We start from the raw sequence: 14,135 nt of genomic DNA on the forward strand, positions 1-14,135 counted from the left end.
TCTGTGGTGTTCGCTTTCAATAGCCCAACGGCGGTAGAGGTTCGCGGGCCGGTTCTGCAGCCCGCATCTCGTTGGTGTCATCCGTTTTCAGTTCCTGAAATGCTCGCCAGACGAGGGTCAAAAGAAAACAGAAGAAGCAGAAGGAGATCACGATGGCCGTCAGGATGAGGGCCTGCGGCAGTGGATTTGCAGCCGCTGGCGACAGCGTGTCCTGACCGGAACCGATGATCGGCGGGACCTCGCGCGTCAGCCTGCCTGCGGTAAACAGCAACAGGTTGACGGCATTCCCGAACAGCGCGATGCCCAACAGCAGGCGAATGCTGTGTCGCGACAGCATCAGGTAGATCGCGGCGGAAAAGAACAGGCCGACCAGAATCGAAAAAACGGCTTCCATCAGTCGCGCTCCCTTTCTTCCAGTGCAAGGGCAATGGCCGTGAAGCCACCGACCACGACGAGATAGACGCCGATATCGAAAGACATCACCGTTGCCAGCGGCACCTCCACACCGGCAAGGCTTGGCGTGACCCAAAGCCCGGTCATGAAGGGAACGCCGACAAAGGCCGAGACCACGCCGGAGAGCGTGGCGAGCAGCAGCCCGAAACCGGCAATCGACAGAGGATGAAAGACGATGGCGCGGCGCACGGCGACAACGCCGTAGGCGATCCCGTAGATCGCCAGCGCCGACACCGCAATCAATCCGCCGATGAAACCTCCACCCGGCTCATTATGACCGCGCAGGAGAACGAAGATCGAAAACAGGATCATGAGGCTGGTGATGACGGGTGCGGCCGTGCGGAAAATCAGCGTGTTCATGCCCTGCCCTCCGTCTCGTCCACTTGTGCCGGTTTCTGCCCGCTGCGAATGCGAATGAGGGCGAGGATGGCCAGACCCGTGACCATGACGACGGCGATTTCGCCCAACGTATCGGTGCCGCGGAAATCGACGATGATGACGTTGACCACATTGTTGCCGTGGGCGATGACCTTGGAATAGGTACTAAAGAAATCCGTCAACGCGGTATCGAATGGAGACTGCGTGGATTTGAGCAGCATCAGGGCAAAGCCGGTGCCGCAGGCCACCGCAATCGTTCCGTCCAACAGCTTCTGGCCGAGGCCGCGATGATCGGATGGCGACAACCGAAGACGTGTCATGACCAGGGTCAGAATGACGACCGACAGCGTCTCCACCATGAACTGCGTAAACGACAGGTCCGGCGCACCGAACAGCAGGAAAAGCACAGCCACTGCAAAGCCCTGAATGCCGAGCGCAACGATCGCCGTCAGGCGGCTGGCCGCTGTCAGCACCGCGACGAGGCCGATGACAGCAATGGCGATAAAGGTGATTTCGTGGAACTTCATCTGCGACGGCCAGAGGGGCATGGCGGGCAATTCGCCATAGGCGAAAAGCGGGACCAGAAGAGCGAGCGCGATGACGCCGAAGATGGCGGTGACGTAAAATTCCAGCCTGCCGGGCTGGATCGTTCGCGTTACCACAAAGGAAAACCGGACCAAAGCCGACAGAACGACATCGAACGCCTTGTCCGGTCCGGGGCCGATGGCGGCCAGCGTACGGACCATGAGACCGCGCACTGCGGCCAGCCTGGTGTAGATCATGACGCCGAGCGCGACAGTAAACAGCGACAAGGCCAGCGGAACGCCGATATGCGGTATCAGCGACATCTCGACCAAACGGGGCTCGCCGGCAATGGCAACGGCCATAGGTGTCGAGATACCGGCATGAAAGAGATTTGACAGCAGGGCGAAAACGAAGCCGCAAAGCGCCAGCGCAGCGGGACCAAGCCACAGCAGCACCGGCCCCTCATGTGCCTGTCTCGGCGTCCTCGGTGGCTTGCCGATGAAGGGCTTCAGGCCCACTGCAAAGGCGACCGCCAGCATGGCGGCATTGCCGAGGATGGCGATACCGGTAAAGAGGATGGCACGGGGATTGGTATGAGCCAGCGCTTCATAGATCGCTTCCTTTGCCAGAAAGCCGAACAAAGGTGGCAAGCCTGCCATGGACAGAGCTGCGACGAATGCGGCGGCGAAAGTGAGAGGCATGGCCCGGCGCAAACCCGAGAGCTTCGTAACGTCCCGCGTTCCCGTTTCGTGGTCGATGGTACCCACGACCATGAAGAGCGCGCCTTTGAACAACGAATGCGCCACCAGATAAAGGACCGCCGCCTCGATGGCATAATCCGAGCCAAAGCCAGTGAGCATCACGAGAAGGCCCAGCGACGACATGGTCGTGTAGGCAAGCATCAGTTTCAGGTCGGTCTGGCGAAGGGCCAGAAGCGCGCCGGCCAGCATGGTCAATCCGCCGAAAAAGGGCAGAAGGATTTCCCAGGCAACCGTTTCGCCCATGACCGGATTGAGCCGCATCAGCAGATAGACGCCTGCTTTTACCATGGTGGCGGAGTGCAGATAGGCAGAAACGGGCGTCGGGGCTTCCATGGCGTTTGGAAGCCAGAAATGAAACGGGAACTGTGCCGACTTGGTGAAAGCACCGCCCAGCACCAGCAGCAGGGTGGCAAAGTAAAAAGGGCTCTGGCGCAGGACGTCATTGCCGTGGACCAGAAGCGAAAGCTGCGTGGTGCCGCTGATGTTCCAGATGAAGATCAGCCCCGCCAGCAAGGCGAGCCCACCGCCGCCCGTCACCACCAGCGCCTGCAGCGCGGCGCGGCGCGCAGCTTCGCGCCTGTGGTCGAAGCCGATGAGCAGGAACGAGGTGATCGACGTCAGTTCCCAATAGACGAACAGCATCAGCAGGCTGTCGGAGACGACGACGCCCAGCATCGCGCCCATGAACATCAGGAGAAATGCCAGAAAACGCCCCTGCTGCGGGTGGCCTTTCATATAGCCGCCGGCATAGATCACGATGAGTGCGCCAATACCGGTGATCAGCAGCGCAAATGTCAGCGACAGTCCATCGATAAACCAGGAGAAACTGAGATTGAAGCTCGGCACCCAGATATAGCCGCCGGTGATGACCTCCCCTGCCGCAATCGCGGGGAGAAAGCCCAGAAAGTGAATGAAGGCGAGCGCGGGCGCCAGCGCCAGCAGCCAGACGGCGCGATGGCCCAGCCGGTCAACCGCCAGCGGCGCACACACTGCCATGACGAAAGGCAAAAACAGCACAACGAATGTCAGCGCCGTGACATTGGCAATCATCTCGTCTCCCAGCCCCCGCCGCGCTTTTTGTGCGGCCCGATTTTGAGTGATTCAATTAGGCCATGGAGGACGGGACCTCAACCGTTTTCGGTCATAAACGCCAAAACGATGTGTTTATCACCTGTTAGATCGCCCTGCTCTTTTATCGCGCGCGCTTCGACACTATCTTTGTCGCAAACGAAAGGATCTCCCGATGAGCGATCTCAAATCCCCGAGAATCACCAAGAGCGATGCGCAATGGCGCGAGGAACTCACCGCCGATCAATATCGCATTCTTCGCGAGCACGGCACGGAGCGCCCCTTTACCGGCCCTTATTGGAACAGCACTGAAAAAGGGCTTTACCGTTGTGCAGCCTGCGATGAGCCGCTGTTCATCTCGGACACGAAATTCGATGCCGGTTGCGGCTGGCCGAGCTATTTCGAGCCGGTGAAACCGGATGCAGTCACCGAACATCGCGACACGGCCTTCGGCATGGTGCGCACGGAAATTCGCTGCGCCAATTGCGGCGGCCATCTCGGCCACGTCTTTCCCGACGGCCCGCCGCCAACAGGCCTGCGCTACTGCATCAACGGCCATTCGATGGTGTTCGAACCGCAGGATTAAGCTTTTGCGTCAACATGAAAAGCCACGCCATCCCTGGAGGATGGCGTGGCTTTTTCGATAATGGACGTTCACGGTCAGGCTGCTTCCGTCTCTCCTGACGCAAAAGCAAAGCCCTCATCCGCCCAGCCGGTTATACCGCCGATCATGATCTTGACCGGCCGTCCAAGGCGGGCAAGATTCAAGGCGGCGCGATCTGCCCCGTTGCAGTGCGGTCCGGCGCAGTAAACAACGAACAGCGTTTCAGGCGGCCACTGCGCCATGCGATCCCGCGTCATGTCGGCATGGCGAAGGTGGATGGCACCCGGGATATGCCTGCGGGCAAACGTTTCCGGGGACCCCACGACATGCAGAAGAACAAAGTCCTGCTCCCCATTTTTCATCGAGGCAAAGACATCCGCACAATCGGTTTCGACGGCAAGCCTGTGCGAGAAATGGTCTATGGCTGTCTGCGATGGTGCGGCTGGAATGTCCGATACGTAACTCATGAGTGCTCCTGTCCTGACTTATGGCCCGGATTTTACAACGGGCGTAAAAAGACTGGCAGGTGGCACGATTGCCATATATCGTAAACATCATGCCAAAACCGCACGAAGCACCACCACAGAACCGCCTTGTCGTTGCCATCGCCTATGACGGGCTTTGCACCTTCGAATTCGGCGTGGCCGTTGAGGTCTTCGGCCTTGCGCGACCGGAGATGGGTGATGACTGGTATCGCTTCGCCGTCGCCGCAGTGGATGATGGGGAGATGCGTGCGGTGGGCGGCATGCGCTTTACCACAGATGGCGGACTGGACCTGATCGAACAGGCAGGCACCATCGTCGTGCCGGGCTGGCGCGGCATTCATGAGCCGGTGCCGGAGGCCCTGTGCACGGCTCTTCGCGCAGCCCATGCGAACGGGGCACGGGTTCTGTCGCTGTGCTCCGGCGTATTCGTGTTGGCGGCGGCGGGTCTCTTGAACGGAAGGCAGGCCACCACGCACTGGCGCTACACCGACAGCCTCAAGGCGCGGTTTCCCGAGATCGAGGTTTTGCCGGACGTGCTTTATGTGGATGGTGGCACCGTGCTGACAGCGGCTGGAAGTGCGGCGGGCATCGATCTTTGCCTGCATTTGATCCGCCGGGATTTCGGTACGAAGGCTGCCAATATGGTCGCGCGTCGTCTGGTCGTCGTGCCGCACCGCGATGGTGGACAGGCGCAGTTTATCGAGAAAGCGGTTCCCGAAACGCATGAAAAGGCAAGATTGGGGCCGCTGCTGGATGCAGTGCGTGCCGAACTTTGCCGCGATTATACCGTGGCAAGTCTGGCCGACCGGGCGGGCATGAGCAGCCGCACCTTTCTGCGCCGCTTCGAAGCTGCAACGGGAACGACGCCTGCCCGTTGGCTTTTGCTGCAACGGCTTTCCAAAGCCAAGGATCTCCTGGAAACCACCCGATTGGGCATCAAGGCCATTGCGGCGACAAGCGGACTTGGCAGCGCCGCCAATTTGCGTCACCACTTCCGCCAGCAATTTTCCACGACGCCTGCGGCCTATCGCGAACGATTCGGCACGAAGAGCCTCACCCGACCGGCAGCTTGAGTTCCATGCTGGTGAGGTTCAGCCAGCGGTCGAATTTCCGTCCGACCTCGGAATATTGGCCTGCGACGCGAAAGCCGAGCCTTTCATGCAGGCGGATAGAGGCCATGTTTTCCGATTCGATGGCGCCGATGAGGACATGCACGCCATTGGCCGTGGCATGTTCGATCAGCGACTGCATCAGCAACTTGCCGATGCCGGCACCCCGCGCGTCCTTGTGGACATAAACGGAGTGTTCGCGGGTGTGGCGGTAGCCATCGAAAGCGCGCCAGTCCCCGTAGGAAGCATACCCCGCCACGGCACCGTTTCTGATGGCGACGATGACCGGGAAACCGCGCGCCTTGCGGGCCTCGAACCAGTCCTTGCGGTTGTCCAGATCGACCAGCACCTCGTTCCAGATCGCGGTCGTGTTCAATACCGCGTCGTTGTAAATGTCCATGATGGCCGGAAGGTCGTCGAGAGTGGCGTCGCGCCGTTCGATGGTCATGCTTCTACTCGCTGCAAATCAAATTTTGCTGGCAGCATAGAGCATGAGGATCAAACGGCGTACAGCGGTTTTAGGCGACGATCGGCGTCATGCTGAAACTGGTCATGACCGCTACGTAATGAACGGCGGCAGCCGTGACAACGAAGCCATGCCAGATGGCATTCTGGAACCGCAGGCGTTCCCAGACATGGAAGATGACGCCCATGGAATAAATGATCCCGCCGATGACGATCAGCCAGAGGCTGAGCGGCGGCAGGTGATAGGACAGGCGATCGGCCACCATCACCCCGCTCCAGCCCATGGCGAGGTAAAGCAGGATCGTCAGGCGGTCGAATCGGCCCGGAAAAAAGCATTTCAGCATGATACCGGACAGCGCCGCCACCCAGATGCCAGCCAGCGTTACCGCAATGAAGGGATCTTCGATGCCGCGCTGAAGAATGGGCGTGTAGGTTGCGGCAATGAGGATGAAGATGCCGGAATGATCCAGCCTGCGCAGATACCATTTCACGTTGGAATGCGGCCAGATGTTGTAGGTGAAGGAAATCGACAGACAGGCCACCAGCCCGAGCGCGTAAATCCACACGGCGGCGATGGCGCTGATACTGCCCCATAGCGTGACGTAGAAAATCAGCGCCGTCGCGCCAATCAGCGCAAAGACGATTCCAACGCCATGGACGATGCCATCGGCGACGATTTCCGGAAGATCATAGCGGCGTCCGAAACGCCAAAGCTCACTCATATTCTGTTCCCGCATGGTAGTTCACGGATCATGCAGGCAATATGAGACGGGAACAAGACCAGCGGTGCGAAAGGCGATCACTTTGCATTCACGCCTGTCGCAAAAGTCTATCCCGAGTGACCAATCTATCGGTCGACCAGCACCGAGCATTTGGCGTGACGCACGACGCGATCAGCCGTTGCGCCAATGAAATAGTTGGTCAGGTCAGGCGTGTGCGAGGCGATGATGATGAGATCGGCATGCAAATCGACAGCTGCCGCCAGGATTTCCCGTGCGGGCGCGCCGCTGCGAATTTCCACCAGCCCCACCCGCGGCGCGTTCTGTTTCAGCGCGGCCAACCTGTCGCGGGCATCCTTGATGGCATTTTCGATGAGATCGACCGGCAGGTCTATGGCGAGATAGTTGGGCAAATCCTCGACCACATTCAACAGCACGATTTCACCATCCGGATTGAGCAGGCTCTCGGCTTTCCTGAGAATCTTCTCAGCCTTTTCAGTGGCGCTCAAATCGACGGGAACAAGGATTTTGGCATACATGGCTGTCTCCTTCAGACTTTTGATCCATCGCTAATTTACACGTTCCTCACACGGATGGAATTGATCGGAGTCAAAGCGCACCGCTTTCATCGTCAACAATTAGTGTACGCTGCATCACCAAATGATCATCTTTCATGAACGATTGATCGCGCGCATATTGGCTTCATATCGCCGCGAAGGCGAAGTTCGATTGGAGTGGATGAAATGAGTGAAGACACGATGTTTGCGCTGACGCGACCGGCCTATGTCGGCCACGCCCATCTGGTGGTGGAGGATTTGCCGAAGGTATCTGCCTTCTACCAGAAGATCATCGGACTGTCTGTCATCGAGAAATCCGCCAATGGCGAGGTTCTGGGTGTGAGTGGCAAGCCGCTTCTGACGCTGACCGCCGGGCAGAACGCCAGACGCGCACCCAGCGGAGCTGCGGGACTGTTTCACACGGCCTTCCTTCTGCCCAGCCGCGAAGATCTGGCTTTGTGGCTGAAGCATGCGGCGAACAACAATGTGCCGCTTCAGGGCGCGTCCGATCATCTCGTCAGCGAAGCTCTCTATCTGGCCGACCCTGAGGGCAACGGCATCGAGGTCTATCGCGACCGTGCACCGCAGGAATGGAGCTATCAACCGGATGGCACCGTCGCCATGTCGACCCTGCGGCTCGACCTGCAGGCACTCTACGACAGCGCGCCGAAAGCAACCTTTGCCACGGCAGCGGAAGGCACGGCCATTGGCCATATCCACCTACAGGTCGGCGATATTCCGCAGGCCGACGCCTTTTATCAGGATGTGCTGGGTTTGAAGATCATGGCCAGATACCCCGGCGCAAGCTTCTTCGGTGCCGGCGCCTACCACCATCACGTCGCTGCCAATATCTGGAACAGCAGGGGCGCACAGGCGCGCTCCGACAGCATGACGGGCCTGTCCGGTTACACCCTGCGATTCAACGAGAAAGCCTCGCTGGACAGTGCGCTGGCTGCCCTCGACCGGCTGGAAATTGCCACCGAACGGCAGAGCGACGGCGTCGCTCTCAAGGACCCCTGGGGCATCGGGCTGAAGCTTTCCGCCTGACACGCGATTTGTCTCCTCCTGACGGCGGAGACAAATCTTCAAGTCACTGGAACCGCTATATAAGTTGAGCGTTATATGCCCTGATGGGGGACTGCTCAATGAATGACCAGACGATTACCAACCGAAAACAGGCGGAGCGGACGATCATCGCCGCCGATCATAAAGACCCGTTCATGCGCGGGGCGCTGGGCTCTGCCCAGGACGACGAGAGAAGCCAGCAGCCGTTGGGTCGGGAAGCACTGGATGTGGCGGTGGCGTGGTCCATCGTCGGCATCTTTGCCATCATTCTGATGGGTGTGATCCATTCTCTGTCGATCATTCTCATTCCCGTGGTCATGGCGATCGTGGTGGGCATGATCCTCGGCGTCGCCGCCAGCAAGCTCAATTCCTATGGGATTCCCGGCTTTGCCGTGGCGCTCATTCTGTCGTCTGCCGTCGCGCTGGTGTTGTTTGTGGTGATCAACTCGCTGATCGATCCATTGTCCACGCTGGCCGCGGAAGGCCCCGGCATCGTCGAAAAGGCGATCGACCGCTTCGTGCCCTACCTGCAAAGCCTACGCTGGCTCAACGTTTCGGCGGCCACCTTCAGCTTGAGCTCCATGTCGATGGAATCGCTGATTTCGCGAAGCGGCGACATTATTTCCGTCATCGGCTCCAATATTACGCCAGCCATCGTGCAGGGACTTATCTTCTTCGCGGCGCTTCTGCTGTTTCTCTATAGCCGCGTGCGGCTGCGCAAGGCGATGATCATGGCCTTTCCGCAGCGCCATCAGCGTCTGCGTACCATCCGCACCATTGCCTCCATCGAGCAGGTTCTCAGCTCCTACTTCGCGACCGCCTCGATGATGTATGCCGCGCTGGGTGCGACGATGGTCGTCATTGCCTATGCCGGTGGTCTCGCCATGCCGTTTCTGTGGGGGCTGTTTGCTTTTCTGTCCAGCTTCGTGCCGTTTCTCGGCATTACCGCCATGACACTGGCGCTGACCATTGGCGGTATCCTGACCCATGACAGCCTGATTCTGGGTCTCCTGCCTGCCATCATCTTCTTCACCATTCACCTGCTGATGGAAAATCTGGCCTTTCCGGCGGTTGTCGGAAAGAACATGGAAATCAACCCTTTCCTTGTCTTCGTCGCCATCATTTTCTGGACATGGATGTGGGGTGCCGCCGGTGCCATGCTGGCCCTGCCCCTGTCGCTCATCGGCATGACGATCGCGCGCGAGCTCTTCCCCTCGCGCCGGGTAGTTCCGAACCTGCCGTCTTGATCAGTTCGACGGTGCGGTAAAGGCCGGGCTGTCGAGGCGCGTGAAGACAACGCCACGGGCTTTAAGCGCCAGCAGGCCTTTGACGACGCCTTCGCCGGCTTCGTGCGTGGGCTGGTTGATGTGGGAGATGACCACATCGCCATCCTTTGCCGAGGCGATATGCTTGGCGGTTACGGCAGCGCCCAGCAACGAGCCGCCATCACCGTTGATAGAGTAGCCTGCGACCCGTTCGCCCAGCTGGTTGATGGTGCTCATGGACGAGGCCGTGTACTTGGCCGTTGCACCGCGAAACCATTGTGGCTGGTGGCCCGTGGCGGCAACGATGGCGAGCCGGCCGCCCTCCACTTCCTGTTCCACGGCAGCCTGCGAGCCAGCAGCGGCGATTCCGTAGATCGATACGGGTTTATCGACGGCAGGAATGTGGTTTTCACCGTGATTTTCGATTTCAACCAGGTCGGGATGCGCCAGCATTACCGCCAGCGCGTCCCGATTGTGCCGCAGCCAACGGGCCGTGACGAAGATGGTGGCGGGGATCTGCTCCTTGACCAGCGTATCGAGAATGCGGAAATCCGTCTTGCCCATGCAGGCATCCAGCGTGATGGCGACGCGCGGCGCGGATGCCTTTCCCGGCTGCATCTTCAGCGTCGGTTCGACAAGGCCTGTCCCGGCAAAAGCGGGGGCGGCTATCGCGGCCATGGTCGCGGCAATCAAAAGAGGTTTCATCATCTCAAACAGGTTTCCATCGGGATCGAGCATGGAATGCCGCCCGTAAAACGCCGGAATTATGGCGTGGCAGACGGCAGGGCATCCAGCTCGCTGAGCTTTGCCAGAGTCTCTTCCACGCGCGCGCAATCGCTGACACCGAGCGGCATGACCGGCAGCGGCGGCTGACGATGGGTAAGCGACAGAAGATTTGCTGCCGCATAGACCACGCGGTAACTGCCGAATTCCTTGAACAAGGCCCAAAGCGGTTCGAAATAAGCAGTGAGGCGCTGGACCTCGGCGCTGTCGCCAGACTGGGCTGCGCGAAGAAGCCGCAGGGACGGCACCGGCAACAGTCCGCCGATCACGCTGTACCAGGTGTCTGCCCCCTGCAACACGGCATCGGCGCATCCCCAGTCACCGCTGTAGCCGATGGAGAAATCATCGCCCAAACGCGGGCGCAGACGATCCAGTTCGGCCTTGAATTCCATGTCCGCCGCCAGCGGCATCTTTACCGACAGGATATGCGGAATATAGGCGAGCCTGACCAGCAGCTCGTCGCTGAAGTTGAAATGCGTCGTCGAGGGATTGTTGTAGATGCAAAGAGGCAGGGCTGTGGAACTCGCGACGGCGGCGAAGTGGTGATAGGCCTCTTCCTGCGTCAGCGGCGTGTAGGAGACCGGTGCCAGCAGCAGCGCATTCGCTCCGGCAGCCTCTGCGTCCTTCGCCAGCGCTACAGCCTCCCTGGTGCGAAACGCGCCGACGCCGACGATGAGCGGCTTCCTGCCCTTGATGCATTCGGCTGCGGTCTCAACGGCGCGCAACCGTTCCGAACGCGACAGATAGGCATAGCTTCCCGTGCTGCCCAGAAGACCCACCGTATCGACTTCGGCGGCGACAAGACGTTCGACCAGCCGCGACAGCGCTTCGGTATCGACCCGCCCTTCCTCATCCGCAGGTGTCAACGGAAACGCCGAAAGCCCGTGAAAACGCACACTCATGCAACCTGCCCCTGAAAAACCCTCTGTCACAAGGATTAAGCGGCAATTCAGCAGGGGGCAATATCAATAAGAAATCAGTTAGATATCGTTGCCGATCGGCAACGGGACGTTTTGGCTCAATCGTACAAATAATGCTTGGCCCATTGTGCTTCCGGAACCTTGTCGCCGACCTTGTAGTCGAAGTTGCGAATGCCGAGCGTCGATGGGGTGATCTGGCATTTGTAACGCAGGCGATACCATTCTCCTGCACTTCGGAAAACGGCGCCGGACGCCTTGATGCTGTCGGACGTCACATCGGGATCGCCGAAGGCATAAGCGATGACCTTGTCCGGCTTCATGCCCTTCTGCTCCTTGGCAATGCGCTCCATCGCTTCGATATCGCAGCGCTGCTCGAGGCGTTCTTCGGGAGCCAAAACATTCAACTGGCGAAGGACATTGGCGTCGATGGCCAGTGCCGGCATGGCCGCCGGCAGGCTGACAAAGGCTGCAAGAAGGGCGGCAGGGAGAAGCTTTTGCATGTGATCCTGTTCGGGCTTTTCGTTTCTTCTTTTTGATTCGCTGGGTAAACCCACTGATCGACACCATCGACATGGATGTGTCAGATTTGCGATGTAGTATGAAATTGTGATCGAAAGCGGACGGAATTGTGTGCAGCCTCACATCCTGTCTGCCTGATTTTCAACCTTGATCCACCCCTGACAGCACTCTACATCCTTGGTTACGCAGACTGATTTCCCACGAAAGCGAGTTTCCCTTGTCCATTTTCAAAAACCTGCCCGCAGCGCCCGTTGCCGATAAGAAGCCGCAGAGCGACACGCATCACGGCATCACCCGCACGGATGACTACGCGTGGTTCCGGGCGGATAACTGGCAGGCCATGTTCAAGGACCCGACGCTGCTGGACCCGGCCATCCGCACGCATCTCGAAGCCGAAAACGCCTATATGGAAGCGGCCATGGCCGATACCAAGCCGTTGCAGGAAAAGCTGTTCGAGGAGATGAAGGGCCGCATCAAGCAGGATGATTCCTCCGTGCCGGTCAATGATGGTCCTTACGCCTACGGAACACTGTTCGTGACCGGTGGCGAGCAGCCGCATTATTTCCGCACCCCGCGCGGTGGTGGTGAAAAGCATGTTTTGCTCGATGGCGACAAGGAAGCGCAGGGCAAGGATTATTTCCGGCTTGCCGGTCTCGACCAGTCCTCCGACCACGCCCGGGGTATATGGGGTTATGACGACAAGGGCTCGGAATATTACACGCTGCGCATTCGCGAGATGGAGAGCGGTGTCGACCTTGATGACATCATCGAGAACACGGCAGGCGGTGGCGCATGGGCACCGGATGGCAAGAGCTTTTTCTATACGCTTCAGGACGAAAACCACCGTCCGTCCAAGGTCTTCCACCACATCATCGGCCAGCCGCAATCCTCCGACCGTCTGGTCTATGAGGAGAAAGACTCCGGCTTCTTCATGGGCGTGGGCGCATCCGTGCTGGATGATTTCATCTTCATCGACATTCACGACCATGAGACCAGCGAATATCGCATTCTCTCCACCAAGGATCTGACCGCGGAGCCGCAGATCGTGGCCGAGCGTGAGGAAGGCATCGAATATTCGCTGTGTGAAGGCGGCGATGTCTTTTACATTCTGACCAATGACGGCGACGCCAAGGATTTCCGCATCTGCCAGACGCCGGTCACCGCACCGGGCAAGGAAAACTGGACGGAAGTGGTGCCGCACGAGCCGGGCCGCCTCATTCTCGATATCGACGCCTATGCCCGCCACCTGATCTGGCTGGAACGCCGCGATGGCCTGCCACGCATTGTCATCCGCGACCGGGTGAGCGGTGAAGAACACGCCATTGCCTTCGACGAGGAAGCCTATTCGCTAGGGCTGCATGGTGCGGCGGAATACGACACCAATGTCATCCGCTTCAGCTATTCCTCCATGACGACGCCGAGCCAGCTGTTCGACTACGATATGGTGACGCGTGAGCGCACGCTTCTGAAGACACAGGAAGTGCCGTCCGGCCACAACCCGGAAGACTACGTGACACGCCGGGTGATGGCGACCTCGCATGACGGCGCGCTGGTGCCCGTCTCCCTGCTTTACCGCAAGGATACGCCGCTGGATGGCTCCGCCCCCTGCCTGCTCTATGGTTATGGCGCTTACGGCATCTCCATTCCGGCCTCCTTCAGCACCAACAACCTGTCGCTGGCCGATCGTGGCTTCATCTATGCCGTGGCCCATATTCGCGGCGGCAAGGACAAGGGTTTCGAGTGGTATGAAACCGGCAAGATGGAGCATAAGCAGAACACGTTCAAAGACTTCATCGCTGCGGCTGACCATCTGGTGAAGGACGGTTTTACCTCCTACAGCGGCATCATCGCGGAAGGCGGTTCTGCCGGTGGCATGCTGATGGGGGCGGTTGCCAATATGGCACCTGAGAAGTTCGCCGGCATCATCGCCGCCGTTCCTTTCGTGGACGTGCTGACCACCATGCTGGACGACACCCTGCCCCTGACGCCCCCGGAATGGCCCGAATGGGGCAACCCGCTGGAGTCGGAAGAGGAATATCAGTGGATCGCCGCTTACTCGCCTTACGACAATGTCGGCGCAAAGCCTTACCCGCCGCTTCTGGCCATCTCCGGCCTCACCGACCCGCGCGTGACCTACTGGGAGCCGACCAAGTGGGTGGCGAAGCTGCGCGAGCACACGACGGGCGAAGCGCCTATTCTGCTGAAGACCAATATGGCGGCGGGGCATGGCGGCAAGTCAGGGCGCTTCCAGCGGTTGGAGGAGATTGCGTTCGAGTATGCGTTTGCGTTGAAGGTGGCGGGTAAGGCTGCCGTTTGAGGCTTTGTGACGCATATACATCCCCTCCGTCACCCCGCACTTGATGCGGGGTCCAGCCGACGCGCGTCTGCGCGTCGAGAAGAGTTCTTTCAGCCCAAGGACTTGGGCTGACTGGATTCCGGCTCAGGGCCGGAATGACGGA

General features: G+C 59.4%; 15 protein-coding genes. 5 read left to right on the top strand and 10 right to left on the bottom strand.

Annotated features, from left to right (window positions below):
- Positions 1–16 precede the first annotated feature (16 nt).
- From ASF29_RS09095 to ASF29_RS09105, 3 genes are read right to left on the bottom strand one after another with little or no spacing between them, the layout of a single operon-like run.
- The gene (locus ASF29_RS09095; protein WP_062450377.1) at positions 17–394 is read right to left on the bottom strand and encodes a Na+/H+ antiporter subunit C; all 378 of its coding nucleotides are present in this window, start codon (positions 392–394) and stop codon (positions 17–19) included.
- Complete coding sequence (locus ASF29_RS09100) at positions 394–813, bottom strand: Na(+)/H(+) antiporter subunit B (protein ID WP_062450378.1); 420 nt, start codon at positions 811–813, stop codon at positions 394–396. The genes ASF29_RS09095 and ASF29_RS09100 overlap by 1 nt, the downstream gene beginning before the upstream one ends.
- A complete protein-coding gene (locus tag ASF29_RS09105) occupies positions 810–3,167 on the bottom strand; it encodes a putative monovalent cation/H+ antiporter subunit A (protein ID WP_062450379.1) in 2,358 nt (785 codons plus the stop codon). The genes ASF29_RS09100 and ASF29_RS09105 overlap by 4 nt, the downstream gene beginning before the upstream one ends.
- A gap of 193 nt (positions 3,168–3,360) precedes the next feature.
- Here ASF29_RS09105 and msrB point away from each other — a divergent pair, with 193 nt between their 5' ends.
- Positions 3,361–3,771: a peptide-methionine (R)-S-oxide reductase MsrB gene (gene msrB, locus ASF29_RS09110; protein ID WP_062450380.1), complete on the top strand. Its 411-nt coding sequence runs from the start codon at positions 3,361–3,363 to the stop codon at positions 3,769–3,771.
- 74 nt (positions 3,772–3,845) lie between these two features.
- Here the strand turns inward: msrB and ASF29_RS09115 are convergent, their stop codons facing one another.
- The gene (locus ASF29_RS09115) at positions 3,846–4,256 is read right to left on the bottom strand and encodes a rhodanese-like domain-containing protein (RefSeq protein ID WP_062450381.1); all 411 of its coding nucleotides are present in this window, start codon (positions 4,254–4,256) and stop codon (positions 3,846–3,848) included.
- Positions 4,257–4,345: 89 nt separating this feature from the next.
- On the opposite strand from ASF29_RS09115, the gene ftrA reads away from it, so the two are divergent.
- Positions 4,346–5,347, top strand: a complete 1,002-nt coding sequence (gene ftrA / locus ASF29_RS09120; protein ID WP_062450567.1) for a transcriptional regulator FtrA — start codon at positions 4,346–4,348, stop codon at positions 5,345–5,347.
- Here ftrA and ASF29_RS09125 read toward each other — a convergent pair.
- The 3 genes from ASF29_RS09125 to ASF29_RS09135 all read right to left on the bottom strand — a co-directional run bounded on the left by ASF29_RS09125 (position 5,328) and on the right by ASF29_RS09135 (position 7,106).
- Complete coding sequence (locus tag ASF29_RS09125) at positions 5,328–5,831, bottom strand: GNAT family N-acetyltransferase (protein WP_062450382.1); 504 nt, start codon at positions 5,829–5,831, stop codon at positions 5,328–5,330. The genes ftrA and ASF29_RS09125 overlap by 20 nt on opposite strands.
- A 70-nt stretch (positions 5,832–5,901) precedes the next feature.
- Positions 5,902–6,570 (bottom strand): hemolysin III family protein, encoded by a 669-nt coding sequence (locus ASF29_RS09130; protein ID WP_062450383.1) that lies wholly within the window; start codon positions 6,568–6,570, stop codon positions 5,902–5,904.
- A gap of 125 nt (positions 6,571–6,695) precedes the next feature.
- The gene (locus tag ASF29_RS09135; RefSeq protein ID WP_062450384.1) at positions 6,696–7,106 is read right to left on the bottom strand and encodes a universal stress protein; all 411 of its coding nucleotides are present in this window, start codon (positions 7,104–7,106) and stop codon (positions 6,696–6,698) included.
- A gap of 204 nt (positions 7,107–7,310) precedes the next feature.
- Here ASF29_RS09135 and ASF29_RS09140 point away from each other — a divergent pair, with 204 nt between their 5' ends.
- A complete protein-coding gene (locus ASF29_RS09140) occupies positions 7,311–8,171 on the top strand; it encodes a VOC family protein (protein ID WP_062450385.1) in 861 nt (286 codons plus the stop codon).
- A gap of 98 nt (positions 8,172–8,269) precedes the next feature.
- Positions 8,270–9,436: an AI-2E family transporter gene (locus ASF29_RS09145; RefSeq protein WP_062450386.1), complete on the top strand. Its 1,167-nt coding sequence runs from the start codon at positions 8,270–8,272 to the stop codon at positions 9,434–9,436.
- Here the strand turns inward: ASF29_RS09145 and ASF29_RS09150 are convergent, their stop codons facing one another.
- The 3 genes from ASF29_RS09150 to ASF29_RS09160 all read right to left on the bottom strand — a co-directional run bounded on the left by ASF29_RS09150 (position 9,437) and on the right by ASF29_RS09160 (position 11,657).
- Entirely contained in the window at positions 9,437–10,162 is a 726-nt protein-coding gene (locus tag ASF29_RS09150) for a polysaccharide deacetylase family protein (protein ID WP_062450568.1), read from the bottom strand.
- A 56-nt stretch (positions 10,163–10,218) separates the two neighbouring features.
- Positions 10,219–11,139 carry a dihydrodipicolinate synthase family protein gene (locus tag ASF29_RS09155; RefSeq protein WP_062450387.1) on the bottom strand — a complete coding sequence of 307 codons (921 nt, stop codon included), beginning with the start codon at positions 11,137–11,139 and terminating at the stop codon, positions 10,219–10,221.
- A 116-nt stretch (positions 11,140–11,255) separates the two neighbouring features.
- Positions 11,256–11,657 (bottom strand): DUF930 domain-containing protein, encoded by a 402-nt coding sequence (locus tag ASF29_RS09160; protein ID WP_062450388.1) that lies wholly within the window; start codon positions 11,655–11,657, stop codon positions 11,256–11,258.
- Positions 11,658–11,893: 236 nt separating this feature from the next.
- On the opposite strand from ASF29_RS09160, the gene ASF29_RS09165 reads away from it, so the two are divergent.
- Positions 11,894–13,993, top strand: a complete 2,100-nt coding sequence (locus ASF29_RS09165) for a S9 family peptidase (RefSeq protein WP_062450389.1) — start codon at positions 11,894–11,896, stop codon at positions 13,991–13,993.
- The last annotated feature ends 142 nt before the right edge of the window (positions 13,994–14,135 follow it).

The sequence above is a fragment of the Rhizobium sp. Leaf262 genome, assembly GCF_001422245.1.
Lineage (GTDB): Bacteria > Pseudomonadota > Alphaproteobacteria > Rhizobiales > Rhizobiaceae > Agrobacterium.

What these genes read in the sequence shown, in the direction of transcription:
- ASF29_RS09095 (WP_062450377.1), bottom strand. Translation starts at nt 394, where the DNA reads ATGGAAGCCGTTTTTTCGATTCTGGTCGGCCTGTTCTTTTCCGCCGCG.
- ASF29_RS09100 (WP_062450378.1), bottom strand. Translation starts at nt 813, where the DNA reads ATGAACACGCTGATTTTCCGCACGGCCGCACCCGTCATCACCAGCCTC.
- ASF29_RS09105 (WP_062450379.1), bottom strand. Translation starts at nt 3,167, where the DNA reads ATGATTGCCAATGTCACGGCGCTGACATTCGTTGTGCTGTTTTTGCCT.
- msrB (WP_062450380.1), top strand. Translation starts at nt 3,361, where the DNA reads ATGAGCGATCTCAAATCCCCGAGAATCACCAAGAGCGATGCGCAATGG.
- ASF29_RS09115 (WP_062450381.1), bottom strand. Translation starts at nt 4,256, where the DNA reads ATGAGTTACGTATCGGACATTCCAGCCGCACCATCGCAGACAGCCATA.
- ftrA (WP_062450567.1), top strand. Translation starts at nt 4,346, where the DNA reads ATGCCAAAACCGCACGAAGCACCACCACAGAACCGCCTTGTCGTTGCC.
- ASF29_RS09125 (WP_062450382.1), bottom strand. Translation starts at nt 5,831, where the DNA reads ATGACCATCGAACGGCGCGACGCCACTCTCGACGACCTTCCGGCCATC.
- ASF29_RS09130 (WP_062450383.1), bottom strand. Translation starts at nt 6,570, where the DNA reads ATGAGTGAGCTTTGGCGTTTCGGACGCCGCTATGATCTTCCGGAAATC.
- ASF29_RS09135 (WP_062450384.1), bottom strand. Translation starts at nt 7,106, where the DNA reads ATGTATGCCAAAATCCTTGTTCCCGTCGATTTGAGCGCCACTGAAAAG.
- ASF29_RS09140 (WP_062450385.1), top strand. Translation starts at nt 7,311, where the DNA reads ATGAGTGAAGACACGATGTTTGCGCTGACGCGACCGGCCTATGTCGGC.
- ASF29_RS09145 (WP_062450386.1), top strand. Translation starts at nt 8,270, where the DNA reads ATGAATGACCAGACGATTACCAACCGAAAACAGGCGGAGCGGACGATC.
- ASF29_RS09150 (WP_062450568.1), bottom strand. Translation starts at nt 10,162, where the DNA reads ATGATGAAACCTCTTTTGATTGCCGCGACCATGGCCGCGATAGCCGCC.
- ASF29_RS09155 (WP_062450387.1), bottom strand. Translation starts at nt 11,139, where the DNA reads ATGAGTGTGCGTTTTCACGGGCTTTCGGCGTTTCCGTTGACACCTGCG.
- ASF29_RS09160 (WP_062450388.1), bottom strand. Translation starts at nt 11,657, where the DNA reads ATGCAAAAGCTTCTCCCTGCCGCCCTTCTTGCAGCCTTTGTCAGCCTG.